Source organism: Shewanella maritima, from assembly GCF_004295345.1.
In the GTDB taxonomy this organism is placed as follows: Bacteria; Pseudomonadota; Gammaproteobacteria; order Enterobacterales; family Shewanellaceae; genus Shewanella; species Shewanella maritima.
In genome coordinates, this window is sequence record NZ_CP036200.1 from 4,466,078 (window position 1) to 4,492,195 (window position 26,118).

A 26,118-nucleotide genomic window follows, 5' to 3' on the forward strand; every position below is an offset into this window, starting at 1 on the left:
GCATTAAGTCAAAGCGGTTGATACTGTACGCAGAGGTGCGCTGCTCAATACTAGTTGGTACAAAGTTAAACTCTACCTCATTTTGTACTTGATTAAGCGCGGCAATCAAATCTATGGTTAATCCCGAAAAATGCCCATCATTTTCTTGGGTAACATAAGGCGAAAATTCATAGCCGCCAACATTAATGATGGGTTTAGCGCTTGTTGAAAATGGCATGGTAAGTACCACTAACACAAGCGCGCTAAGCATTGTTCTCAAGATTAGATCCTAAATATTATTTAATTTGGTATTTGTTGCTAACTCTTACTTAATAGCTGTTAGGTACAATTGCTACGTACAACTTAAGTTTACTGTACGAGTAATTGTAACAGTTAAACCTGATCACTCAATTTTGTTTTTCGCACTATTTACATTGTCAGTTTCGATCGCATTATCAATCAGTGGTGCTGTTTTTTCATCGACTTGAATCGCAATTTCATGCTCAATTTTCACATTTAGGTTTATTTCAATAGGCTCTTCAGGTGGTGCTAGGGTCACCGTTGGCGTACACGCCACCAGTAGCATGCCGGTGATACTGATATACAGAGCTATATGCTTTCTCATTAAAAAGATCCTTTTAATTTAACGCTCGATGTTAGCAGCACTGGACGTAAGATTAGTTTCTATTTGCTGCTCAAGTAAATAGGGTATCTGTAAGCTTTGGTAAAGCGAGTACAGGTTTTCTTGATGTTGATAGTTTAAATGCACAGGTCGGCTATAGTTTTTGGCTTTGCCTTGCACTGAAACTGATAATTTCGCATCACCTGTGTCTTGCATATCAAATGTTCCAGCAAGGTGATGATAGTTCAAATGGGCAAGGGCTTGCACGGCAGTTTCTAATTGGGGCTGGGTTCGAACAAGCTCAGTTATTGCCTCATTTTGTTGTAGCTCAATTAGACCACCCGGTTGTCTTGCTGCCAAATTACCCCCACTAATGGTGAGCTTTCCTTTATCTAGTTTAGCGGGCAATACACCGTCAAAAATACCGGAAATATTGAGATTACTGATAGGCTGTTGTTTGAGCAATGCATCGGCACTGACGCCTTGAACTAAGATATAGCCATTGGACTCATCATGCAGCTTGATTACGGCTTGCGGAATGATAAAACGACCATCGAGCACCTTGCCCCTCGCCGAGAGTTTCACATCAGACTGACTAAGACCGGTTAATCGCTGCAGCCAATTATTGGGTTCAGTTTGGCTATCGCGATTAAGCAGTATATCTGCGCCAATTTGTACGTTTTCAAATTTGAGGCTTGAATGAAGCTGCTTTACTGAAAGCAAAGCTTTCGGACAGTGTAACTGGCTCTGAGTATTAGATTGCATTTGAGTACTCGATACCCAATCAAATTGGCAGTCCAGTTGTAGTTGGCCATTGTTAATACGATTGTCACTGACCAGAGCACTGACTTGATTTACGTGTTGTTGTAGTTTGAGCTCAAAACTATTCTGATGAGGGTATTGGGTCAGGGCAAAGTTTGCTTTAATTCCATAATCACCAGTAAGCTCGTAAGGCTGTGCTAGCGTATTAAGTCGCAAGCTGTCGATTGTGTCTATAGCGCTGCTATCTAACTGCCACTGGCCAGCAAATGTTGGGTTTTTATTTAGATTTACCCAGTGTTTAGATTGTGGTTTTAACGCGCCGAGTTGCCAGCTTTCGTGTGTACTCCAAAGCCCTCGAGTCAAATTGATACCTTGCGCGATGGATAACTTATCTAATGCAATCAATCGATAATTTTTACCTGAGCGCGCTTTTCTATCCAGGGCGAGACCAGTGAACTGCCAACTTAATTGGCTACTCAATGTGGTTTGATCTTCTTCAAGTTTGATGCCTGCTCTAGGTGACGTTTGCGAGAGGGCAATGTTGTCGACCTTGTAGTAGCTAATCTCACTAAGGCTAGTGTCTCTGGCGATACTTAAGCTATTGATATCTAGCAACCAATTACCAAAATCAATATCGCTTTCAGCCAGACTCCCTTTAAACCTTAAGCTAGCTGGGTCTATCACAGTAAACTTGGTTGCACCGATAACCCCGCTTAACACTTCGCTGTTAAAAGTGGCCGCAGAAAGCTTGATTTCGCTACCAGGGTCAAGCGCTAACTCTATATTTTGGGAGTGATTAAGTCTGAGTGAGCCGTCAATATTGAATTCTGGTTGATTGATGGATAAATGACTTGATTGCAGGGCTTGGCTTAGTAAATCGCTTAAAGGGTAGGTGTGTGAGTCAGTATTAGGGGCTAGGCGCTTCAACGAGCCAGTTAGACTGAAGTTTGCAGACATGTCTGTTTCGTTACCTTGGCTCATTGCTAGTGAGTTAGAGGTTAGTGAGTTAAAGGTTAGCGACTTCAAGACAAGGCGCAATGATTCGTCATCATTACATAAGCTCAATGACGCTTTATCTTGTTGAAGGTAAAGGTTTGCTGTGTCGTGATTAAATTCAAATTTAAGTGGAGTGTGACCAGCAAACTTAGCATCTGGTAGCTGTTTTAGTGTCGCATGAAGATAGGTTTTAACTTCATGTGGCAGGGCGAGCAGTTTCCAAAAGCCCTGATTGGCGATCAGCAGCTCATTATTGGGTTCGAGCTCGAATGGGGCAAGGCTGAAGCTGTGCTTTGGCGAGATCCCTTGAATAACGAGAGGCCGCAGCATGTTAATTTGATGTTCGGACATCAGTTGCATGCTTGTGTGCGGCTTTAGCCAAACATTATCGTTAAAACTAATACTGGCATTATCAAGCGTATGCTTAGTGTTCACCAAACCGCTTTGGGGATTGAGCAGGGCTTGCCCTTGCAATGTTCCATGCAAGCTTGCTCGCATTTGTGACATTTGATGAAGTGGGATAAGTGCTTCAAGTATCGATTCATATATTCGGTTTACTTCATATCCTTGGGCTAGCTTTGCTTTTGCGTAATCCAATAAATAGCGCTGAAGCTGTTCTAGTGCTGCAATGGTTTGAGAAACTTCAAGGTGGTAACTTGCGCTAATGCTATTTTGTCTGTTCCCCGCGCTATCGCTAAGGCTATGACGAGCAGTGAGCGATATAAGTTGATGGTGGTTAATGCTGGCAGTCGCAGCGAGTTGATGCTCATCGCTATGCAAGTTAGTCAGGGCGATATTGAACGGTTGATTGTGTTGACTGTCAGAGATTTTGGCAAAGTTGAGCGATAGTTCATCGATACTAAGCGCTGGAAGCTTTTCAAGCTGAGTTAAATCAAATGCATAGTCAGTGTTTTGCTTGCTTACATCACTGACGTTTTGCTGCTCAGCTTTTTGTTTAATGCTTGGGTCATTTACGTGCACATAGATGCGTTTAGCACTGATACTTTGTATTTTATCAAGCTCAAATGAAGCGCTAAGCAACATACTTAAGCCCTGATTTAGCCTGATGTTTAGCTCTTCAACCGCAATATAGTTATGCTGAAACTGTAAAACGAGTCTGGGAATATGCAGCTGATTTAGATTAATAGATTCAGTGTCTAAGTTAAGCACTCTGATATTGTAGGGTGCTAGAATACGGTTGATGACTCTCACCGATAAGGTTTGCTGCGGCGTGTAATCAACCGATACTGACCCGGATTGAGGCTCGTGAAGAGGCTGCTGTATCCAAAAGTAAGCAGCCAATAGCGCGACTAATATGAGTGAAAACAGTAGAAATAATCGCCTAAACATGACGCGCCAAGTTTGTCCCTAAATTCTTGAGTTAGTTTAGCATGTTCGCCAAGCTACTGGCATTAATGGTTATTTATATCGGTAGTAAATAAATGCTAAATAATTAAGCCTCATCAAGGATGAGGCTTTACTAGTTCTTCGTCATTTAAATTAACGTTTAAGCCAGGGCCTGTTGATCTTTCAAGATTATTTTTTGCAGCTGCTTGTTGGAAATTTATACAAGGCAACGACTTTGATGTGTGGTTGTTCCACATGATAAGTCGTTAACGCAGTAGAAATGACAACAAGCGCTGCCTGAAAGGTTCGTTTAAAAGCACCTACGCCCTTAGCAAAGAGATAGTTTGTTGCGAGCCCTGTTGTTAAAATCGATAGGTTTAGGTGACTAGACGTCATCGCTCGCGTCGCGATTAAAGTGCTTTTAATTCGAACAAAGTCTAATCAGCAAAGAGCAACAGGCCCTAGTGTTAAGTTTGCCAGTATATGGTGGTGGTCAATGTATGGCTTGCGCCAGCGGCAAGTGTTACTTGATCTTCTAACACGTTGGTCGCCTCAAGACACAACATACTCAAGTAGTCATTGTCGTTAAAGCGACTGAGACGCTGAGATTTATCTATCCAAGGATTCCACAGCACGGCCGATTGACTGTTTTCGCGCTCGACTACGATGCACCCCTCTGGCGTAGTAATGACTTGGGCTGCACCTAGATTGGTGTAAACCCTGTCTGTTTCGCGAGTGAACTCAACCAGATCATCATTTTGAGCATAAGGCCCTTTAGCAAACTCAATGTATTGAGATTCAGCTAAGCCACTTACATAGGTGTTATGAATATCACTTGTAGGGAAGTAGGTATGCAGCGCTTGGGTAAGGCTAACTGGATAATCGGTTAAGTTGGTATTGGTTAAGCTCACTTTGAGCTTGCTGCCAAGTTCAAACACCACCTGCAATTTGGTTTCATGGGGCCAGAAGTTTCGATGCTCAGGTTTAACGTTTAGCTCCATGGTGACAAAAGCAACTTGATTGACCATTTTTACTGAGACTAAATCCCACGTTGTCGTGCGAGCAAATCCGTGCTGTGGGAATCCCTCAACTTGGCTTTGACCAAACCAGGGCCAACAAATCGGTATACCGCCGCGGATCCCGTTGCCGGGCTGATAATCATCGGCACTGGACACCCATAATAAGGGCTGTTGACCCTTGGGCTGAAATTGGTCAATTTGTGCACCTTGAAGATAAATGGTGGCAAAACATAGATCAGTATTGATTTCGACGAACTTAAGTCCATTTACGTGAGTTTTAGTTGTAACTGAGCCCATTGGTATTCCGTTATTTGCTGGTTTTGCGTATGAATCGTAATAGTCTGTTATTGGCAGGCATGGTTACATCGTCCACAAGACTGAATCCTTGCGCAGATGCTAACTGGGTTACCCACTCGATATCGCGGATCCCGCGCTGTGAGTCTTGCTCGGCTAACAAAGCATCAAAGTTAGCGTTAGATTCGCTAGTGTACTTGCCCTGATAATTAAATGGCCCATAGATAATAAGCTGGCAGCCACTTTGTTCAAGCAAAGTGCCTAATCCGCGAAACAATGCTTCGACCATGGTTTTCGACATGATATGCAAGGTATTGGCAGTAAAAACGCTATGAACTTGCTCATTCAATGTTGGCCAGGGTTTGGTTACATCGAGCGCTACAGGAAATTGAAGGTTATTGAGCTTCGCAAGTTCAATGCGGCGTTTGATATTCTCTAGGTATATTGGTTGATCGCTAGGTTGCCAACGTATATGTGGCAGCTGCTCACTAAAGTAAACACTGTGCTGACCTGTGCCACTGCCAATTTCCAATACGCACTGTTCATTAACTAGCCATTTGGTTAATTGCTCGAGTATGGGTTGTTTATTGTTTTCGCACGCCTGTGAAAAAGGAAGCTCGTTGAACATTAGCTTAGGTCAACCTTTTCCATTTCTAATTGCTGTAGAGCAATAACCGCTTGGGTGCGATTGCGAACGCCCAACTTTCTAAAAATAGCTGTAGCATGAGCTTTAATCGTTGCCTCTGACACGCCAAAATCATAAGCGATTTGTTTGTTGAGTAACCCTTCGGCAAACATTTGTAGCACTCGATATTGCTGAGGTGTAAGTTCTGACAATTTAGAGGCGACTTTTTCTGAGTCGTTGTTTTCAATCTCAACCAGCTTAGTGTTTTCTGGTAACCAAATGTCACCATATAACACGGCCGACAAGGCATCCGTTAGGGTTTCCATTGAGGCTGATTTTGGAATAAAGCCACTGCTGCCATAATGAATTGCGCGGCTAATTGTGGTGATGTCTTCATGGGCCGAGACCACTACAACCGGTATTTCTGGGTAGTGGCTACGCAAATGAATCAGGGTTGAGTAACCATGGGAGCCGGGCATTTGCAGGTCGAGTAAAATCAAATCAAATTCACTTGATTGATCTAAAGTCTGTTGCAGTGCGTCTGCACTATCAGCTTCGACCCACTGAGTGTTGGTAAAAGTGGCTGATAGCGCTTGGCGTAGGGCGTTTCTAAATAACGGGTGGTCGTCCGCAATTATTATCTTTAAATTTTCTAGCTTCATGGACTTATTATTTTTTGCGTGCTCGTGAAGATAACTTCAATGTAGCAAATGGTGGTTGCACATTCTATGACTAAAAATGAATATAAGCTGAAAAATGAGCTAAATAGAAGTGTTATTAGACTTAGGTCTAATGCTGAAAAAGCAGAATAATCACAATAGCTTAGTTTTGCTGCATCTGAGGTTTCTTCCATAAGGGTAATCTAAGTTCAAGATGTGGCTGTAACTCTAGGTCGTTAAGCTTCGAAAAGGATTTGCGTTGAAGTGGCAGTGATCCAAAGAAGCTTTGGTTTAACGCGGATCTGATTTAAAAATGCTTTGGTTTAAAGAGAATGTCCGCAATGCACGGACATTCCCCATTATTGGCCGCTTCGCACAGTGGTAATGGGCTTTACCTAGACGTAGCTTCACTTAGATAGTGGTAAACCTTAATTAGAGTTTAACTGGCCAAACTTGAGTCGGCTGACGGTTTTCGTCGACTGCCACAAAGGTGAATACGCCGCGAATAGCATGCTCGCGGTGCTCTGTGTACATGTCCTCTACGTAAATATTGACTTCAACTTTTAGTGAGGTATTCCCCACATGGATCACACGTGCAATCAGCTCTGCTAGCGTACCGGCGGGGATCGCCTTTTTAAAATCAATCTTGTCCGAACTCACTGTCACCAACGACTTACGACAAAACCGGGTCGCAGCAATGAACGCAGTTTCGTCCATCCATGCAAGCGCATCTCCGCCAAATAGGGTGTTATGATGATTGGTGTTTGAAGGAAAAATCGCCTTAATGACGCGGGCTTCTGATTGCTCAATTCGCTGTTGAATTTCTGGTGTTAAGTAAGACTGATCGCTTGGCGCTTGAGAAGACATAAATACAACCTAGAGTTATGAACGACTGCAACACGTCTGAGGTACTCAGACGCAGGGCATGGATAGAAAAAGCGCAGATTATAAATGCTTCTTAGTTGTTTTTCACGGCTGTTTTATCTGGATCTACCTTACTCAAGCAACTTGGGCCTGTTGATCTTTCAAGATTATTTTTGTAGCTGCTTGTTGGAAATTTATACAAGGCAACGACTTTGATGTGTGGTTATTCCACATGAGTAAGTCGTTAACAAAGTAGAAATGACAACAAGCGCTGCCGGAACGGTTCGTTTAAAAGCACTTACGCTCTTAGCTAAGAGTTCTGCGTTGCGAGCCACTTGTTTAGTCGACTAAACTGCATAGCTCGCGTCTTGATTAAAGTGCTTTTAATTCGAACAAATTTTAATCAGCAAAGATCAACAGGCCCTAGGTATCAGTAGCGCAGGATTTTGCTACTTACTATTGTGGGCGAGTGTGCATTTTCAGGTTGTTGCATTGCAGGAGGTGATAGATGAATCACGTAAAATCGGTTGAACTCGGTTTTATCATCGATTGGCATACCCGGTTTTGCCCCAAGCAGTTTTGCAAGCTCATGGGTGGTATTACTGTGACCTACAACCAAGTGTTTTCCTGGCATAGCTGATAATTCCGTTGCAAATTCGCGCAAGGCGCGAGGGTTGTATTGCTGAATGACGAGTCCCTGTAATCGCGCCGTAGGCGTAGCGGTATGAATGGTGCGCTGGTAGTTTGTGCTGTATACCGAGGTGAGCTTTACATCTTTAAAAAGCGTGGCGAGAGTCTGTGCTCTTTTCTCGCCGGCTATAGTAAGCAGCGGGTCGCGTCCAGGTTGTTTTTCACCGTGGCGAACTAAATAAACTGTGGTCGTCGCCTCATCGTGCGTTAACTCGTTTATTGGTAGGGCGGCGTTGGCGTGGCTATTGATAAGCGTCATCGCCACAGTCAAAGCCGCGCAGCATATTTTCATGATGTTCATTTATGTTTTTACTTACGTCGCCATTAATTTATTCGCATACTCAAGTCTTCACTTCTTCATTTGGCTACTTAGTCAGCTAGATAATATTCAACAGTTGATACCACACGTACACGTTTAATGTGAGGCGTGTTTTTATCACGGTTGCTAATACTAAATTGACCTTGTCGAGCACGTTTAATTTTTCCGAGTTGGCTGTCCGAGTCGGTGGCAAATTTTTGCGCGACAATACGTGCGTTCTTAGTAGACTCTTCTACCATTTGCGGCTTCACATCATTAAGTTTGCTAAATATATATTCGATACGCATGTCGTAATTATTTTGCGCAAACACAATACCTTGTTTACCTAACTGACTAAGTTGACTGATCGCTGCACGGGCGACATCAATTTGCTGAGTGTACACGGTGATGGTTTGCAGTGCCGTATAACGAAATTCAGTTGGCCCGCCGTTACCATATTGCTGAGCAAGTTTATCGTTAACCGATGGTGGCGAAATAGTCACGCTTGCTTCTGGCAGCCCCTGAGCTAATAGAAACTGCTTAACTTGCTGACTTTGCTTATCTATTTGTAAGTATATGGCGTCGAGATCGTTGCTTGCTGCCGTGAATTGAATTGGCCAAATCACAGTATCAGCAGCAAACTCTTGCTCTGCTAATCCTTTGACAGTAACGGTACGATCAAGCAGCTTGTAATTAATTGCTGTTTGTTGGATTTGGTAACCAAATGCGACGATTGCTGCAAAAAACAAGCAACCAAAGATAGTTGCGCTAGACTTTGATGATGAAGTCATTTTTCGCCCTCGATAATGATCAAGTTGATAGAAAAGGTATCATTGATTAGACCATAATTATTTAGCTTTGATAACTATGAAGTGTGTTTGCTTGATAAGTGTTGTGTCAGCAACCCTCTTTGAAAGAGTTATTTAGTGCTGAGTTAACAGTATTTGCCCCAAATTAGTTGCCTACTATTTAATGGCTGTTGTACAAGGATGTATCTATGGACGCAATAATTCCTCAAGTTTATAGCTCAAGTCCAGTCGCCTACTGGCGTAGGCAGATTTTCAGCCGTGTGTTTCGTATTATCGCCGTACTTTGCATACCCGTTTATTTAACCAGTGTCTATTTATCTGTTGTGCTTGGTTTATGGAGCATGGTGGTGCTAGATACCGTGGTTTATAGCATGTTCTTGCTCGCTATCTACCTTCCGAAGTTACCCGATAAGCAAAGGTATTTAATTGGTTGTAGTGTTGGTTATATCATCGGTATTGGCTTTACAGTAGTTATTGGCCCTTCGGGTGCTGGGTTATTTTGGTTGTTCTGTTTCCCCATTCTTGCCGTGTTACTCCTTGGTAAAAATGCCGGAGCCAACGCGTTGTATATCAATGGTTTTTCATTGGCAATTGTTGGTATGGCGTATCACTTGGGCTATACCAAATGGCCAGAAACGGTTGGCTATGACATTTTTATTTACGTTGTCGTAATGATTAATTTTATGGTGACTAATGCTATTTGTACTCTGATGGCGGGATTCATTTTGAGGCGCGTTGAAGAGAGACTTGGGCAGCAAGCCTTGACCAGTAAGCTGTTGTGTTTGGCGCTTGCAAAATCTGCTGAGTATCAGGATCCATTTTTATATGGGCATGTACTTCGTGTAGAGCAATATATTGATATCCTCTCAAAGGAAATTTTGCAGTCCAAACAATGCCCTGATGAATTTACTCATGAGATAGTCGAAGACTTGCGTTGCGCCTGTATGCTCCATGATGTGGGGAATATTGATGTAAACCAACAGTTTTTGTTGAAAGCTGGCCGAGTTAACGCTGATGAGTTTGAGGAACTAAAAGCTCATACGATAACAGGTTGTGAATTTATTAAACAATTACAGGCATATGGACAAGGTTCAGAGATTATGGCTCTAGCCAAGCAATTAAGTCGCTCTCATCATGAAAACTGGGACGGCTCAGGTTACCCTGACGGTATTAACGGTGCTCATATTCCTTTTGCTGCAAGAGTCTTACGTGTATGCGATGCCTACGATGCCATGACGTCTCCTCGGCATTACAAGAGTGCCAGTAGCCATAAGGAAGCGGTTTATCAATTGGTTAAAGGTAAGTCGGTGCAATTCGATCCATTAGTGATTGAACACTTTTTAAAAGTTGAGCAGCGATTTGAGCAAGTAAACAAAGGGCAGCATCACTAGAGTATTAGTCATTAGATGACTAACTTGGAGCTCTAAAGTGTGCTAGCAAGAATATTCACATACTCGAGTTGATAGACATAAGTTGCTACTTGCTGGTTAGCTACTAAGTTTTAAACCGATGACGCCAAGCACTATTAAACATAGGCTAATGCACTTTAACAGCGTAAATGACTCGCCAAAGTAAATAACACCGACTATCGCGCTGCCACAAAGCCCAATTGCCACCCAGATTGCATACGCGATACTCAGTGGCAGTTGTTTCATCGAATATGCGAGCAAGCAAAAGCTAACCACGAGTGCAATAACTGTAAAAGATGAGGTCAATGGTTTGCTTAGACCGTTTGATAGCTTTAAGCCAACAGCCCAAATTATTTCAAATAAACCTGCGAGGATCAGCGCCGTCCAATACATGATCAGTTTCCTAATATGTTTGGGCCGTCCCAAGATGAAGGTGAGCGGTGAGGTCGTCCTCACTTCATGTGCGAGTTAGGGTTATTTGCTTAACCCTAAAATTGTGAACAATGACATCGGCGGTTGACGATATTATTGTTTGTAATAAAAAACACTTAAGGCGAAAACCTTAAGTGTTTATCACTTATTTACCTACCACTTTAGCAACGAGTTGCTTATTTAGCAGCGAGCTTTTGCATACGCTCTCTTGAAGCCTGAGCAAGCTTGCGCAGCAAAGCTTCTGAATCTTGCCAGTGCAGGCAAGCGTCAGTAATACTTTTACCGAAGGTAAGTGGTTTGCCAGCTTCGACTTTTTGGTTACCTTCCTCGATAAAGCTTTCAGCCATAATACCTGCGATTGCGGTAGAGCCATTTCGCATTTGCTCCATAATGCTATCTGCTACACTTAGCTGATTCTTATGGATTTTTTGACTATTGCCATGACTAAAATCTACCACCATACGCTCGGTTACACCCACTTTTTCGAGTTTAGCGCGAGCATCTTCAATATCTTCTGCGTGATAATTAGGCTTGCTACCGCCACGCAAAATAATGTGACCATACGGGTTGCCGTGAGTGCGGTAAACTGCCATTGCACCGTCTTTATCTGGCGAGTAGAAGATATGTGGAGCTTGTGCCGCACGTACCGCATCAACCGCAATCTTGATATTGCCGTCAGTACCGTTTTTAAAGCCTACTGGGCACGATAGAGCAGAAGCCATTTCGCGGTGGATCTGACTTTCAGTGGTACGTGCGCCAATTGCGCCCCAAGTAATAAGGTCGGCAATATACTGACCATTCACCATGTCTAAAAACTCAGTGGCGATTGGCAGTTTTAACTCGGTAATCTGCTGCAGCAGGTGGCGAGCAAGGCGTAGCCCTTTGTTTGGGCTAAAGCTGCCGTCGAGATCTGGATCAGAAATCAAACCTTTCCAGCCCACAATTGTGCGAGGCTTTTCAAAATACACCCGCATCAAAATACATAAGTCATCCTTTAACTCATGATGAAGCTTGGCTAAGCGCTGCGCGTATTCGAGTGCCGCTTCTGTATCGTGAATTGAGCAAGGGCCTACAATAACTAACAGGCGTTGGTCTTTGCCTTCAATGATGGCTTCAACCTGGCGACGCTGCTCAACGAGATAATCAGCCGCATCTTGAGTCAGTGGGTATTCTGAGGCGAGTTGCGCTGGAGAGATGACCTTACATAAAAGTGATGTACGTAGTTCGTCTGTCTTAATTGTCATTCATTCTACCAATAAAAAAGGGTGATGCTTTTAACATCATATTGCTCTGGATTATAACTAATACAGCCAAGTTAAACACCGCTAAAAGCTCAATAAGCGATGCATTTTGTAAAGAAAAAATGGTTATTTGATAGAAGTAACGCTTATTTTGTGCAAATTGGTAAAAAAATAGCCAGTACAAAAGGTACTGGCTAGATGATTCGTTATTGAATTACAGCATGGGTAATTAATTATTGCTTACACTAGTGCTTATGAATTCAATACGCTTGTTAGCATTAGAACATGTGACGCTCAAGTCCAGTTACATCAATAATCTTGGCGGCAATCTCTTCGACCGAATGATTGGTCGTATTAACAAAAGGAATTTTCTCTTTCTTGTACATCATTTCTACTTCTTTGACTTCAATACGGCATTGGCGTAATGACGAGTAGCGGCTGTTTTCCAATCGACTTTGACGAATTTCATGCAAACGCTGCGGATCAATAGTTAAGCCAAATAGCTTCTTTTTATTGCGCTTAAGCTCAGGTGGTAGCTTTAAATTGTCCATATCGTCTTCTGTAAATGGATAATTCGCTGCTTTAATACCAAACTGCATAGATAGGTACAGACTTGAAGGGTTTTACCGCAGCGGGATACGCCAAGTAAAATGATGTCAGCTTTATCCATGTTCTTCATGGTTTGGCCATCATCATTATCTAAGGTGTAATTAATGGCGTCGATACGGTTTTCGTAAGATTGATTGGCTTTACCGTGTGTGCGGTTGATCACAGGTTCAGCTTTTATACCGAGTTGTTGTTCGAGTGGCGAAACAAAGGTGTTCAAAAAGTCGTAATCAAGGGCTTCGCTGGCGAAAATAATGTCGCGAATTTCTTGATTGACGATGGAATGGAACACAATCGGCCTAACCTCTGTTGTAAAAAAACAATCGTTGATTTGCTGTTTTACTTTTTCTGCTTTGGTTGTGCTGTCGACAAATGGAATCGTAAGTGCTTCAAATTCAACTGGAAACTGTGACAGAACTGCATGGCCAAAAACTTCTGCAGTGATTGCGGTTCCGTCGGAAATATAAAATACTTTTGGTGTCATTTCGGCCTCTTGTAGTAATAAAATTACAAATAAAATTATACATTTACGCTTGCTGAGTGGCAGTGTAGAATGCCGCTGCCCTCGTGTGAAGTGGCCATTGAAATTAAACTTGCGGAGAGATAACTGTGCAGCAATACATACTCTGGTATCAAGAATTAGGTATGGGTGATGTTAACAAGGTAGGCGGTAAGAACGCTTCTCTTGGTGAAATGATCAGTAACCTTGCCAATGCTGGTGTTCAAGTACCTGGCGGGTTTGCTACAACATCACATGCGTTTAACGAGTTTCTTGAACAAAGTGGTGTTAACCAGAAGATTTTCGACATTCTAGAAACATTGGATGTAGACGACGTAAATGAATTAGCGAAAGTTGGTGCACAGATCAGACAATGGGTTATCGAAACCCCGTTCCAACCAGAACTAGAAGCAGCCATCCGCGAAGCTTATGACAAGCTATCAAGCGAGACTCAAGATGCATCGTTTGCCGTTCGCTCATCAGCAACTGCAGAAGACATGCCTGACGCGTCTTTCGCCGGTCAACAAGAAACTTTCCTAAACGTGAAAGGTTACGATGCTGTATTACTTGCGATTAAGCATGTATTTGCATCGTTATTTAACGACCGCGCAATCTCTTACCGTGTTCACCAAGGTTATGAGCACCAAGGTGTAGCGTTATCAGCTGGTATCCAGCGTATGGTGCGCTCTGATAAAGCATCATCAGGTGTAATGTTCACCATGGATACTGAGTCTGGTAACAATGACGTTGTATTTATTACTTCATCATTCGGTCTAGGTGAGATGGTTGTACAAGGTGCGGTGAACCCAGATGAGTTCTACGTACACAAACCAATTTTAGCGCAAGGGCACAAAGCCGTTGTGCGCCGTAATATCGGCAGCAAGTTAATCCAGATGGTGTACTCAGATGATGAGTCACATGGTAAGCAAGTTAAAATTGAAGACGTTGCGCCAGAAATGCGCCGCGAATTCTCTATCAATGACGAAGAAGTTCAAGAGCTAGCTAAGCAAGCTTGTATCATCGAGAAGCACTATGGTCGTCCAATGGACATCGAGTGGGCTAAAGACGGTAACGATGGCAAGCTTTACATCGTTCAAGCGCGTCCAGAGACTGTTCGTAGCCGTGAAGATGTGCAGCTAATTGAACGCTACCACCTGAAAACTAAAGGTGAAGTAGTAAGCGAAGGTCGCGCAATCGGTCATAAGATTGGTAGCGGCGTAGCGAAAGTTCTAGCTTCAATTGATGATATGGACCAAATCCAGCCAGGTGACGTACTTGTTACTGACATGACTGATCCAGACTGGGAGCCAATCATGAAGCGCGCTAGCGCGATTGTTACTAATCGTGGCGGCCGTACTTGTCACGCGGCGATTATCGCTCGTGAGTTAGGTGTCCCTGCAGTTGTTGGTTGTGGCGATGTCACAGACCAAATCAAGAGCGGTCAAGTTGTGACAGTATCTTGTGCAGAAGGTGATACAGGTTTCATCTATGACGGCAAGCAAGAGTTTGATGTGGTTACTAACCGCGTTGACGCACTGCCAGATCTACCAATGAAGATCATGATGAATGTAGGTAACCCTGACCGTGCATTTGACTTTGCTCGTCTGCCAAACGAAGGTGTGGGTCTTGCTCGCCTTGAGTTCATCATTAACCGCATGATCGGTATTCACCCGAAAGCATTGCTTGAGTTCAACGAGCAAAGCGCTGAGCTACAACAAGAAATCAACGATATGATCGCAGGTTATGCATCACCAGTTGAATACTATGTTGAGCGCTTAGTTGAAGGTATCGCCTCTATCGGTAGTGCCTTCTATCCGAAGAAAGTTATCGTACGTATGTCAGACTTTAAGTCTAACGAGTACGCTAACCTAGTTGGTGGTGAACACTATGAGCCGGAAGAAGAAAACCCAATGCTTGGTTTCCGTGGTGCTAGCCGCTATATCTCTGAGTCGTTCCGCGACTGTTTCGCACTAGAGTGTGAAGCAATCAAGCGTGTGCGTAACGAGATGGGTCTGAAGAATGTTGAAATTATGATCCCATTTGTGCGTACGCTTGATGAAGCGCGTCAAGTAATCGAGCTACTTAAAGAGCAAGGTTTAGAGCGTGGTAAAGACGGTTTACGCGTGATTATGATGTGTGAGCTACCTTCAAATGCACTGCTTGCAGAGCAGTTCCTTGAGTACTTCGATGGTTTCTCTATCGGCTCAAACGACTTAACTCAGCTAACACTCGGTCTTGACCGTGACTCAGGTATCATCAGCCACCTGTTTGATGAGCGTAACGAAGCGGTTAAAGCACTGCTATCTATGGCAATTAAAGCTGCTAAAGCTAAAGGTGCTTACGTAGGTATTTGTGGTCAAGGTCCATCGGATCACGCAGACTTTGCTGCATGGTTAGTAGAGCAAGGTATCGACACAGTATCACTTAACCCAGATACAGTAATCGATACTTGGTTATACCTAGCACAAGAGCACGCATAAGCTAAGCTTGTAAAACACAGTTGACAAAATTTAGCTTATAAAATTGTTCTAGTTAAATTTCAACGCGAGTCACATAATCGTGATAACGCAATTTGATCAAGTTATTAAAAAGCCGCTTTTTAGCGGCTTTTTTTTGTTTATAATGGCTGTCATAAATCGATAACAACAGTGCGCCATGTTACCTCTACTTTCACACCAGCAAACCTTAGAACCTGTCTACTTATCGTTTCTCGATGAGTTAGCTCAAAGTGCCTTTGAGGGCGATATCGACTCACGCTATAGCGCCCGAATGGTGCAAGCGACGGACAACTCTGTTTATCAATTTTTGCCACAGGCGGTGATTTACCCAGCTCACCAACAAGACATTGAGCTGTTACTGAGCCTGGCGTCAACTGAGCGTTTTAAGCAGGTAACATTTAGTGCCCGTGGTGGCGGTACTGGAACTAATGGCCAGTCTTTGACCCATGGACTGATTGTGGACGTGTCGCGCCACATGAATAAGGTGCTTGAGGTTAACGCGAAAGAAGGGTGGGCAAGGGTACAAACTGGCGTGGTGAAAGATGCGCTGAATGATGCGCTGCGTCCACATGGTTTCTTTTTTAGCCCTGATCTATCAACGTCAAATCGCGCAACAGTTGGCGGTATGATCAACACTGATGCATCGGGTGCGGGCTCATTAGTTTATGGTAAAACCTCTGATCATGTTCTTGGGTTAACCAGTGTATTAGTTGATGGCTCGGTATTATCGACAGAGCCCGTTGCCAAAACTGATATTAGCTCAGAGCCACAAAACCTTGGACAGCAGCTTACCAAACAAATTGCGGAGGCTTGTGAAGATAAACGCGGGCAAATCTTATCTCAGTTTCCTGATTTGAATCGTTTTCTTACTGGTTATGATTTAAAACATGTGTGGAATGACGAGCTATCTCAGTTTGATTTATCACGTATTTTAACTGGCAGTGAAGGCACACTAGCCGTTATTACCGAAGCTAAGCTAAACCTTACGCCGCTGCCGAAACAAAGGGTGATGGTTAACATTAAGTACGACTCGTTTGAGTCAGCATTGCGTCATGCGCCGTCATTGGTTGCTGCTAAGGCTACCGTGGTGGAGACCATTGACTCCAAAGTACTGAACCTTGCCCGAGAAGATATCATTTGGCATTCAGTGTCAGAGCTGATCAGCGATGTACCCAATAAGACGATTGAAGGTCTTAACATGGTCGAGTTTGCTGGTGACGAGCAAGATGTTGAGGCGAGACTTGTGGCGCTAGAAACTACTTTGTCCAAGCAACTTGAAAATCAGCAATATGGCCTAGTTGGTTTTCAAATAACCAAAGATAAATCTAGCATTACTCAAATTTACGCCATGCGTAAAAAAGCGGTTGGTTTACTTGGTGCTGTAAAAGGTCGCCGCAAACCACTAGCGTTCGCTGAAGATACCGCAGTGCCGCCAGAGAACCTTGCCGACTTCATCATGGAGTTTCGCGCATTACTAGATTCTCACAATCTACAATATGGCATGTTCGGTCACGTAGATGCAGGTGTGCTGCATGTAAGGCCTGCGCTGGATATGTGCGATCCACAAGATGAAAGGCTGTTAAAGACCATCTCAGATGAGGTTGCCGCGCTCACGCTTAAATATGGCGGGTTGATGTGGGGCGAACACGGCAAAGGCGTGCGTGGTGAGTATGGGCCAGATGTGTTTGGCGATGAGCTATTTGCCTTGCTTGAACAAATTAAAGGCTGGTTCGACCCTGATAATCGCTTAAATCCCGGTAAGTTAGTGTCGCCGCCGGGTTTTGGCCCGATGCAATTTAATGTTGATAGCGTCAAACGCGGCACTTTTGACAGACAAATACCGATAAATGTGCGCGAAGCTTATCCTGATGTGATGAACTGCAATGGTAACGGGCTTTGTTTTAACTACAGTCATTACTCACCAATGTGCCCATCGTTTAAAGCGACAGGCGATCGCATTCACTCACCGAAAGGGCGAGCAGGGCTGATGCGCGAGTGGCTGCGTTTACTTGAAGCCGAAGGCGTTGATGTACTAGAACTTGCCAACTCCAAGCCGCTTGGGATGATGCAGCGTATTCAAAATAGTCTGCGCAGTGACCGGGACTATGATTACTCTCATGAAGTGATGGAGTCGCTCAAAGGGTGTTTGGCTTGTAAGGCTTGTTCGAGTCAGTGCCCGGTAAAGGTGGATGTGCCTAAATTTAGAGCGCAGTTCTTTGATATTTACTACAAACGCTATATGCGCCCGGCAAAAGACTATTTAGTTGGCGGCATTGAAGACTCATTACCACTCATGGCTGCAATGCCAAAATTCACTAACTTTGCATCGCAAAATAGCTTAAGCAAATGGCTGATTAAAAAGTCTATTGGTTACGTAGACTCGCCGTTACTGTCAGTGCCGACCCTAAAACAGCGCTTAGATGGTCATGCTAGCCGTGGTTATGATTTAGAGGACTTGCAAGCACTAACTGAAGAGCAAAGAGCGCAGCACGTGCTTGTCGTTCAAGACCCATTTAATAGTTTTTATGATGCAGGGTTAGTGTTCCGTTTTATTCAATTAGTTGAAAAACTCGGGTTAAAACCCGTTTTACTGCCGTACAAGCCAAACGGCAAACCAGCACATATTAAAGGTTTTTTGGCTAAGTTTGCCAAGATGGCAAAAGACAGTGCAGACTTTTTAAATCAAGTACACCAACTTGGTATGCCGATGGTGGGGTTAGATCCTGCTTTAGTGCTGTGTTATCGCGACGAATATCAGCAAATACTGGGTGACAAACGCGGTGATTTTGAAGTGTTACTGCCAAACGAGTGGCTCGTCGGTGTGGTGGCAAAGCAGCTAGAAAATGGTTCGCCAAGTGAACTATCCAGTAAAGAAAGTGAGTCTAAACTGCACTTTACTTGGTATAGCCACTGCACTGAGTCAACGGCTAAACCTAATACCGCAAAAGAGTGGCAAGCTATTTTCAAACACTTTGGTGCTCAGCTTGAAACTGTGAACCTAGGTTGTTGCGGCATGGCAGGGACTTACGGCCATGAAGTTGATAACCTTGAACGCTCTAAAGCCTTGTACGAAATGTCGTGGAAGGAGCAAATTAAGCAGCAGGCAGATAAAGGACAGATATTAGTGTCTGGTTACTCGTGCCGCAGCCAGGTTAAGCGCTTTGACGGATTTAAGCCTAAACATCCAATCGAAGCCATACTAGAGCTAGTGACTCACGATTAAGGGTTCAAATGACTCAAGCCTCAAATGACAAGTTCGATCAAAGGACTGATAATCAGCATGATGTAGGTGAGCAGCTTAACTCACTGACTAAAGTGGCTTTATGTAGTGATGAAGTGCTGTTTACTATTCAGGCGAACGGTGACTGGCTTTATCGCAATGAACCACTGCCGAACAAGTTTGCCCGTATGTTCAGTCAAATTCTTTGCTGTGAGCAAGGTGAGTTTTACTTAATTACGCCAGTTGAGAAAGTCAGAGTTGAGGTGCAAGCTTATCCGCTGCTTGCCGTCGATTTTGACTCATCGGTCAATGACAAAGGTTTATTTACACTTACCACTAACTTAGATACCCAATTCACGGTTAAGCCTCAAGATATTACTGTGACAGATGATGCTATTGTTGCCAACGCAGAAAGAGGGTTATCTATTCAGTTTAATCGCGCGAGTTACTATCGCTACATTAATGAAATTTTATCTATTGACTAAATTTAGTGTGGTTTTCGTATAGACTTATATTAACGTGCGTACAAGTTTCACTCTAACCAGAAGTCATGAGGAGGTGGTGATGAAGCGTTATGAAAGCCTGAGCTATTTAGTTTCCCACTTGAACATCTCTCTTCAGCAGGAGTTAGATGATAGGTTAAAGCGTTATCAACTCGATATTAAGCTTTGGCCGGTGCTGTTTGCTTTGTGGGAGAAGCAAGGCCAGACGCAAACTGAGCTGTCAAAGCGTTGTGACGTTGCCAACTACACTATGACGCGGCTGCTTGACCAATTACAAGTTCAAGGCTTAATCACTCGCCATCAAGAAGCGGATAATCGCCGCGCATTTCAAATTTATTTAACTGACGATGCCAAAGCGCTAGAGCAAGATCTAGTGCAAGAGGCCGAATGGGTCAATGAACAATTCCTAGCGGCGTTAGATGAGCAAGAACAAGCTACATTGATTGCACTGCTTAATAAGATAAACGGGTTTAAGCAAGCGGAATAACTGTAGAGTAGTTTGTGACCGTTACCAGTTTAGTTAAAAATCATCTCTACCTGTTTTACTACTCTCGCAAATAAAGCGTTCAAAATTCTTTGAGCATCATTTACCACAAGCTTTATGCAACGTGATCTAAATAACTTTCTACGCGGTTACGACCGTTTTCCTTTGCTCTGTACAGCGCTTTGTCTGCTTGGATCAATAAGTCTTTAAATTCTGTATGTTTGTCGTGAGCATTAATGAACCCAAAACTGGCTGTGCAGATTAATTCTGTTTGCTCGCCCTCAGCTTGAGCCCCCGGAGTTAAGACACCAAGGTTAATCTTGGTATCAGCTATCGCTTTGCGCAGTTTCTCGGCTTTAGTACGACAAAGTTCAAATGTAGTATTTGGCATTAATACCACAAATTCCTCGCCGCCAATACGTGCAACGCTGGCATCTGCAGGGCTATTTTCGATTAAGGTTTGGCTAACGGCTTTCAAACATTTATCACCATTGATGTGACCGTATTTATCATTAATCTTTTTGAAGTGGTCAATGTCCAATAGCACCAATGAAAACGGCTTATTCGACGCTTGGTACTGTGCAAATAAGTGGTTGCCCGTGATAAAAAATTGGTGGCGGTTCATCAATTGCGTGAGCGAATCTGTAGAGGCTTGAAGAACGAGTTGTTTCTCATTTGAGTCAATTTGCTTGGCAAAGTAGTTGAGCACAAAAATTACCTCAATCATATTTACCAAAATAACTGATTGATACAGCATATGATTTGTTGTTTCAGTTAGCAGCAGTAGCGGGTCAGCATTCATGGTGTTTTCGCAATACAAAAACAGAATGACCGCTATAACGCTAAGCAACAGTTTTTCAGCGCGTTCGTTGAGTTCAAAGAGTAAAAACACACCTGTGGGCACTAAAAAGAAATACAGGTGGAAACCACTGTCTTTCGTCATGTAAACAAAGGTACAAACTAAAAGATGCGCCATCAGTACGCCAAAAAACCAAATTTTAGCTAGTTTGGCTTGCTGCAACAGGCTAAAAGCTAAAGTCGCAAAATACGCACAGGTAAAGCCGAAGTTTATCAGCCCAACGTGTAAGTGATTAATTGCAATAAGGAAAAACAGCGTGTAACCAAAGGAAATCCCAGTGGTGATCAGCGCAATAATATTGGTGGTTTTAATGCGGTTGGCTGATGAAAAAGCTTGCCCTTGAGTGCCAAGGTTTATAAGAGGAGCTAACGGCATAAGCGAATTGATAATAAATTGTTAATATCGTCTTAATGTAGCAGTTTAGTCGCGCTATTGCATTAGCATAGAGTTGTTTGACGTATGCGGTGGTGTTGTATGTAGACCATAACAGTCTTTGAAGAAAAAACGCGGCCAGTGGCCGCGAACAATTGGATAGATAAGCTTATTAGTTAGCTTAGGTACTGACGACAAATTACTTTTGAGAACACATGCCTTTCAATACAATATCGTCATAAGAAACAAAGCCTAAAATCTTACCATTCTCGATAACTGGCGCTTTATTAATGTCAAAGCGCTCAAACAAACGGGCTGTGTATCTTACATCCATTTCTGCAGGGACAGAGAATACTGGTTTATTCATAATTTCATAGATGTTGGTCCGCTCAGGCGACTTATCAACGGCAAGTACCTTACGGGCAATGTCCGACAGTAACACCATGCCATATTCGTCGTGATCGTGGCGCTTTTCAACGATTAAGATATTGACTTGATTAGTGGTAGCAACATTAATTGCCTCTGCCACAGTGCGCATGCCATCGACATAAGCGAAATTATTATTGAGTACATCTTTGTTAAATACTGGCTTACGAGTATTCATATTTGGTCCTCTATCTCTTTGCTGAGTTCTTCTACCTGATGGGCGACGCCGACCGCGTCCTCAACGTCTAGTTGAATAGCAATACCTTTACCTGAATTAGTGTCGAACTCACCAACGGTAGATATGGTTTCAAGAATATGGCGGCTCATGTGCTCTTCAACGAGAAATAAAATCACATCACGTTGGATGTCTAAGCCCAGACCCATAAAGGTTTTACGTTTCTTGATACCCTCACCGCGGGCATGATTGATGACAGTAGCGCCGGTCGCTCCAGCTTCTCTCGCGGCATCCATCACTTTATCTGTGCAATCGTCGTCAACGAACGCGACAATGAGTTTAAAGCGCATCTTGTTGCTCCTTAGCAGACTTGTCTTTATTAATAAATTCGACCAACTGGGCATAGCCCATTACTGTGATCATTGGAAATAAACTGGCAAATGCGATTAATCCAAAGCCATCAATTAGCGGGTTACGGCCCTCGACATTGGTAGCAAGCCCTAATCCTAAAGCTGCTACAAGTGGTACGGTGACCGTAGAGGTGGTTACGCCGCCGCTATCATAGGCGAGGGGAATAATCATTTTTGGGGCGAAAAACGTTTGGATTACTACGATGACGTAACCCGCCATAATGTAGTAATGAATTGGGTCGCCCACCACGATGCGAAAGCAGCCAAGCGAAATTCCCATAGCCACACCAATGGCCACAGAGATCCTAAGTCCCTGAATGCCAATGGTTCCACCGGATACTTCATTCGCTTTAATCGCAACCGCAATCAATGAGGGCTCAGCGATTGTGGTACTAAAGCCAATGGCCGCTGCGAAGATATATACCCACATGTAATCTTGCCAAATATAAGGGCCGCCACTGCCATCAGGGTGTAAAAAACTCGGGCTAGTTAGCTGATCTGCCATCGACTCACCAATAGGGAATAGCGCCATTTCTAAACCCACCAAGAAGAATGTCAGCCCAAAAATCACATAGATAAACCCGAGAATAACGGTTTTGACATTGGTAATACGGCGCTTTAATACCCCAAGCTGAAATCCAAATAAGATAACCGCGATAGGAATAACGTCGCGAGCAGTCAACAGTAAGGTTTCAAATAATTGTTCAATCATTAGCTGCTCCTTACTAGCTTAAAAAGACCATGCCGTAAATCAGCACGAATATCATTGGACTCAGGCTGGCAAAAGCGATCAAACCAAAACCATCCAACATGGGGTTTCGCCCTTTAATGACGGTGGCTAAACCGACACCCAGTGCGGTGACCAGAGGCACAGTAATGGTTGAGGTTGTGACGCCGCCAGAGTCATAAGCGATACCAATAATGTTGGCTGGCGCAAAGCTCGTCAGTACCATTACCAAAATGTAGCCTCCAATAATCAGATAATGGATAGGCCAACCTTTGATAATGCGAATAACACCAAGCAAAATCGCCAACCCTACAGACAAGGCAACGGTAAACCTAAGCCCCATTGCGTAATCATCCATGGCTTGCTCAGTAGAGCCGATAGCGCCTGATTCTGCGGCAACCTCAGCCGCTTCATTGGCAACAGCGGTTAATGCGGGCTCCGCCAGCGTAGTACCAAAGCCTAGCGAGAATGAGAAAATGACTAGCCAGAACAAGCTACCTTTTTGTGCAAGTGCATGGGCAAGTGACTCGCCGATAGGGAATAGCCCCATTTCTAAGCCAAATACAAAAAACGTTAAACCGAGTACGATAAATACTAGGCCAATCAGAATACTACCTAAATGGTCGGGAGCTTGTTGCAGCACAAATACTTCAAAAAAGCCGACAACGAGGATGATAGGAACAAGATCTTTAAAGCTTGAAAATAATGCGCTGAATAGCTTCATTATTGCGGGCATGCATTCTCCTGCTAGGCAAATTTTAAGGTTAATTTAAGTTTGCCAGCTGTTGACCATCTGGCAACAATTATTTAACTTTAATTGTTAATTTTTTGATGTGAATCAAATATATGTAAATCATGAATTGCTAGGAGTGCTTGCTAGCGTAGGCCTACTCGAAGTTAGTAGCGTGTCTGTAGGAAATGATAAGTAAATGCGCGTAGGGCTTTATCGCGCAAGAGATGTGAATAGTAAGGCAAAAGGAATTGATTTAATGAAAACTTCAGTATGTGCAGCGACGCTTCTGGTTTTAGTTTTAATGTCACCATCGACAAGTTTAGCATCACCGGAAAGCTTAAATAGCGCTTATGCAAAATACCAAAAGGCACTTAGAGATAATAACAATGAAGTTGCATTAGAGTATGCAAAGTTAGCTCTCGAACTAGGGGAAGCACGCTTGCAACCCAGTGACATTACTTTAGCCTATTTAAAGGTCAACCTCGCTAAATTGCTAGATGCAGAGCAAGAAGACAAAGCGCTAACGCTATTTGCTGATGCTATGGAGTTATATGAAAGCCATTACAACGATGATGCGATCGAGCTCATCGATATCTTACTGCCTTACGCTAAGCGCATAGATAATGATAAACAGGCTAAATCTATGATGTTCGACGCATTAGATATCGCTGAGGATGCTAACAACCCTTTGTTGTTAGCAGAGGTGCAATTAGCCACTTTCGAGAGACTAGTTTCGACTAAACTGTATTCCAGAAAAGTGAGCCGATTGCCGGGTAAGGCTTTAGCTATTTTTCAGGAACATGGGCATGGCTTCTCACCGTCGCAACTAAAGGCGGAATTTCTAAGTGCTAAAGTGTTCGTGAGTAACAAAAAATATCAGCGTGCTTCCGAACAGTTTGAGTCCATCCTGTCACAGCTCAATGAGCTCGAATTCACTCATCCATATGCGCTGGCATCTCATGCTCAATTAGTAGAGGCTTATGAGGAGTTAGGTGATAGTGACAAAGCGACTAAGCACTGTATTGCAATAGGTGCGATGAGACCTTGGAAAGACAATCAGCAACAATTACCTGTGTATCGAGCAGCGCCAAAATATCCTATGTCGGCATTGCTTAATGGCGTTGATGGTAAGGTAAAGGTTGAAGTTGAGGTCGATGCCAACGGTTTTGTTAGCGTAACCAAAGTCATAGACTCACGAGGTGGGAGTCAATTTGTTCGTAAGACTGTTGAAGCGATTGAAAAGTGGCGATATGCACCAAAGTTTGAAAATGGTAAGCCAGTTGTTGCTACTACGTCGGTTGAATTAGAGTTTTCGATACAGTAGTTGCTGGTGTAGGGTTACCAGCCAAGCAATAGGGCAAATACGCCTATCGTTATCGTCAGCGTCGATAGTTCCATAAAGCGTTTAGTAGAAGATAGATGCTGTTTGCCTTGCTTAAGTGTCGTCATCAACTCGTTGTGTTTATAAACGCGGCAACTTAATAAATCCGATTGACCATCCAATAACAGTTGAAGTTTACATAGACTGCCATTGCTGAGTTTGATCTTGTGGGTACTGTTGACGCCAAAATTAAATTTGCGTGATACTAACTTACCATTGACGAATACACTTTCTAGTCCACACCAGTTGCTGACTTTTAGCAAGATATCTTGTTGATTAAACTGATAATTAAACGTCACCATAAAGACCACCTTGTCAACTAAAGCCATGTTTGTCATGGCATGCAACGAGCAAATTCAATAGTCAAAGCTTGGTAGATATCAGCTGGAATTCAAGCAATAAAATGTCATAGATTGCTATCTTGTTGCTGCTAAACAAAATTTATTTTTTCTACGTGCTGTCTTGATTTTCTCTGTTTTTGAACTTGGTAAAAATAGGTGACGCATCGAGTTGGTTGGGTTTGCTTTTTGACGTACTTGGTTTTGGAAAAGGAAGGTGCTTGTTTCTCGCCAAGCTTAAAGCTGTTGAGGTAATACAAAAAACTGGCGCTAATTTAGCTAACTGCAAAAGGTTACTTGAATACGCGCGGAAATTGTATGAAAGCGTTGCTAGCTCGCTTAAGCGCTATACACTGGCAGTATAGTTTTACGCATTAATCACAAGGTACACGCTTAACAGATCTTTCCAGGTGATAATACCAATTACCTTGTCGTCCTCGACAACAGGTAAGCTGCCAATCTTGTGCTCCAGCAATACTTCGGTGGCTGTTTTGATACTTGTATTAGGAGATATCGTGATTGGGTTGTGGCTCATCACCTGATGTACGCGCTGTTCCAGTGTACGCGTGTCTCTGGCAAACTCCGCCGCTGTACCAATACGCGGACTAAGGGCTGCGAGATAATCACGGTAAGATAATAAGCCTACAAGTTTGTTATCTTCTAATACAAGCAAGTGATTAAAGCTAACGTTTTCGAAGATGGTCCGAATGACATGCAGGCGATCATCAAGGTCAACGGTGACAACACGCGTTGTCATGATATCTTTTACTAACGCCGAATTGGCACTTTTAGCTGCTAGGGTTGAAATTTGCTCTGCATTTAGGGTCATATGGTTTCACCT

General features: G+C 43.3%; 23 protein-coding genes and 1 pseudogene. 6 read left to right on the plus strand and 18 right to left on the minus strand.

All coding sequences use genetic code 11. The annotated features are described in order from the left end of the window. Positions 1 to 382 precede the first annotated feature (382 nt). From EXU30_RS18990 to EXU30_RS19025, 8 genes are all read right to left on the minus strand, one after another. Positions 383 to 604, minus strand: a complete 222-nt coding sequence (locus EXU30_RS18990; RefSeq protein ID WP_130602709.1) for a YnbE family lipoprotein — start codon at positions 602 to 604, stop codon at positions 383 to 385. An 18-nt stretch (positions 605 to 622) separates the two neighbouring features. Continuing rightward, positions 623 to 3,709, minus strand: a complete 3,087-nt coding sequence (locus EXU30_RS18995) for an intermembrane phospholipid transport YdbH family protein (RefSeq protein ID WP_130602711.1) — start codon at positions 3,707 to 3,709, stop codon at positions 623 to 625. Between the two features lie 464 nt (positions 3,710 to 4,173). Further along, positions 4,174 to 5,022: a D-hexose-6-phosphate mutarotase gene (locus EXU30_RS19000; protein WP_130602713.1), complete on the minus strand. Its 849-nt coding sequence runs from the start codon at positions 5,020 to 5,022 to the stop codon at positions 4,174 to 4,176. 10 nt (positions 5,023 to 5,032) lie between these two features. Next, a complete protein-coding gene (locus EXU30_RS19005; protein ID WP_130602715.1) occupies positions 5,033 to 5,647 on the minus strand; it encodes a DUF938 domain-containing protein in 615 nt (204 codons plus the stop codon). Next, on the minus strand, positions 5,647 to 6,306 hold the full coding sequence (locus tag EXU30_RS19010) for a response regulator transcription factor (protein ID WP_130602717.1): 660 nt from the start codon (positions 6,304 to 6,306) through the stop codon (positions 5,647 to 5,649). Before EXU30_RS19010 ends, EXU30_RS19005 begins: the two co-directional genes overlap by 1 nt. Before the next feature lie 429 nt (positions 6,307 to 6,735). Further along, complete coding sequence (locus EXU30_RS19015; protein ID WP_130602719.1) at positions 6,736 to 7,170, minus strand: acyl-CoA thioesterase; 435 nt, start codon at positions 7,168 to 7,170, stop codon at positions 6,736 to 6,738. Between the two features lie 427 nt (positions 7,171 to 7,597). Continuing rightward, on the minus strand, positions 7,598 to 8,158 hold the full coding sequence (locus EXU30_RS19020) for a phosphoglycerate mutase family protein (RefSeq protein ID WP_130602721.1): 561 nt from the start codon (positions 8,156 to 8,158) through the stop codon (positions 7,598 to 7,600). A gap of 68 nt (positions 8,159 to 8,226) precedes the next feature. After that, a complete protein-coding gene (locus EXU30_RS19025; RefSeq protein WP_130602723.1) occupies positions 8,227 to 8,946 on the minus strand; it encodes an SIMPL domain-containing protein in 720 nt (239 codons plus the stop codon). 206 nt (positions 8,947 to 9,152) lie between these two features. On the opposite strand from EXU30_RS19025, the gene EXU30_RS19030 reads away from it, so the two are divergent. After that, positions 9,153 to 10,355, plus strand: a complete 1,203-nt coding sequence (locus tag EXU30_RS19030; protein WP_130602725.1) for an HD-GYP domain-containing protein — start codon at positions 9,153 to 9,155, stop codon at positions 10,353 to 10,355. Between the two features lie 96 nt (positions 10,356 to 10,451). On the opposite strand, the gene EXU30_RS19035 is transcribed toward EXU30_RS19030, so the two are convergent. The 3 genes and pseudogenes from EXU30_RS19035 to ppsR form a co-directional block, all read right to left on the minus strand. Beyond that, complete coding sequence (locus EXU30_RS19035; protein WP_130602727.1) at positions 10,452 to 10,766, minus strand: DMT family transporter; 315 nt, start codon at positions 10,764 to 10,766, stop codon at positions 10,452 to 10,454. A gap of 215 nt (positions 10,767 to 10,981) precedes the next feature. Next, positions 10,982 to 12,049, minus strand: a complete 1,068-nt coding sequence (locus EXU30_RS19040) for a 3-deoxy-7-phosphoheptulonate synthase (protein WP_130602729.1) — start codon at positions 12,047 to 12,049, stop codon at positions 10,982 to 10,984. 275 nt (positions 12,050 to 12,324) lie between these two features. Then, a pseudogene (gene ppsR, locus EXU30_RS19045) lies at positions 12,325 to 13,136 on the minus strand (posphoenolpyruvate synthetase regulatory kinase/phosphorylase PpsR). Positions 13,137 to 13,261: 125 nt separating this feature from the next. Here ppsR and ppsA point away from each other — a divergent pair. From ppsA to EXU30_RS19065, 4 genes are all read left to right on the plus strand, one after another. Next, positions 13,262 to 15,631: a phosphoenolpyruvate synthase gene (gene ppsA, locus EXU30_RS19050; protein WP_130602731.1), complete on the plus strand. Its 2,370-nt coding sequence runs from the start codon at positions 13,262 to 13,264 to the stop codon at positions 15,629 to 15,631. A 175-nt stretch (positions 15,632 to 15,806) separates the two neighbouring features. Next, positions 15,807 to 18,872, plus strand: a complete 3,066-nt coding sequence (gene ydiJ / locus EXU30_RS19055) for a D-2-hydroxyglutarate dehydrogenase YdiJ (RefSeq protein ID WP_130602733.1) — start codon at positions 15,807 to 15,809, stop codon at positions 18,870 to 18,872. An 8-nt stretch (positions 18,873 to 18,880) separates the two neighbouring features. Then, positions 18,881 to 19,354, plus strand: a complete 474-nt coding sequence (locus EXU30_RS19060) for a DUF1285 domain-containing protein (protein WP_130602735.1) — start codon at positions 18,881 to 18,883, stop codon at positions 19,352 to 19,354. Between the two features lie 79 nt (positions 19,355 to 19,433). Next, a complete protein-coding gene (locus EXU30_RS19065; RefSeq protein ID WP_130602737.1) occupies positions 19,434 to 19,859 on the plus strand; it encodes a MarR family winged helix-turn-helix transcriptional regulator in 426 nt (141 codons plus the stop codon). 112 nt (positions 19,860 to 19,971) lie between these two features. On the opposite strand, the gene EXU30_RS19070 is transcribed toward EXU30_RS19065, so the two are convergent. The 5 genes from EXU30_RS19070 to EXU30_RS19090 all read right to left on the minus strand — a co-directional run bounded on the left by EXU30_RS19070 (position 19,972) and on the right by EXU30_RS19090 (position 23,561). After that, the gene (locus tag EXU30_RS19070; RefSeq protein WP_130602739.1) at positions 19,972 to 21,090 is read right to left on the minus strand and encodes a GGDEF domain-containing protein; all 1,119 of its coding nucleotides are present in this window, start codon (positions 21,088 to 21,090) and stop codon (positions 19,972 to 19,974) included. A 196-nt stretch (positions 21,091 to 21,286) separates the two neighbouring features. Continuing rightward, the gene (locus EXU30_RS19075; RefSeq protein WP_130602741.1) at positions 21,287 to 21,691 is read right to left on the minus strand and encodes a CBS domain-containing protein; all 405 of its coding nucleotides are present in this window, start codon (positions 21,689 to 21,691) and stop codon (positions 21,287 to 21,289) included. Beyond that, complete coding sequence (locus EXU30_RS19080; protein WP_130602743.1) at positions 21,688 to 22,038, minus strand: P-II family nitrogen regulator; 351 nt, start codon at positions 22,036 to 22,038, stop codon at positions 21,688 to 21,690. Before EXU30_RS19080 ends, EXU30_RS19075 begins: the two co-directional genes overlap by 4 nt. After that, positions 22,028 to 22,810: a DUF1538 domain-containing protein gene (locus tag EXU30_RS19085; RefSeq protein WP_130602745.1), complete on the minus strand. Its 783-nt coding sequence runs from the start codon at positions 22,808 to 22,810 to the stop codon at positions 22,028 to 22,030. The genes EXU30_RS19080 and EXU30_RS19085 overlap by 11 nt, the downstream gene beginning before the upstream one ends. A gap of 13 nt (positions 22,811 to 22,823) precedes the next feature. Beyond that, positions 22,824 to 23,561 (minus strand): DUF1538 domain-containing protein, encoded by a 738-nt coding sequence (locus tag EXU30_RS19090; RefSeq protein ID WP_130602747.1) that lies wholly within the window; start codon positions 23,559 to 23,561, stop codon positions 22,824 to 22,826. Positions 23,562 to 23,814: 253 nt separating this feature from the next. Here EXU30_RS19090 and EXU30_RS19095 point away from each other — a divergent pair, with 253 nt between their 5' ends. Continuing rightward, on the plus strand, positions 23,815 to 24,882 hold the full coding sequence (locus EXU30_RS19095; protein ID WP_165399055.1) for an energy transducer TonB: 1,068 nt from the start codon (positions 23,815 to 23,817) through the stop codon (positions 24,880 to 24,882). 14 nt (positions 24,883 to 24,896) lie between these two features. Here the strand turns inward: EXU30_RS19095 and EXU30_RS19100 are convergent, their stop codons facing one another. Together EXU30_RS19100 and EXU30_RS19105 are read right to left on the minus strand one after the other, a co-directional pair. After that, positions 24,897 to 25,241, minus strand: a complete 345-nt coding sequence (locus EXU30_RS19100; protein ID WP_130602751.1) for a hypothetical protein — start codon at positions 25,239 to 25,241, stop codon at positions 24,897 to 24,899. Positions 25,242 to 25,644: 403 nt separating this feature from the next. Next, positions 25,645 to 26,106 (minus strand): CBS domain-containing protein, encoded by a 462-nt coding sequence (locus EXU30_RS19105; RefSeq protein WP_130602753.1) that lies wholly within the window; start codon positions 26,104 to 26,106, stop codon positions 25,645 to 25,647. Between the last annotated feature and the right edge of the window lie 12 nt (positions 26,107 to 26,118).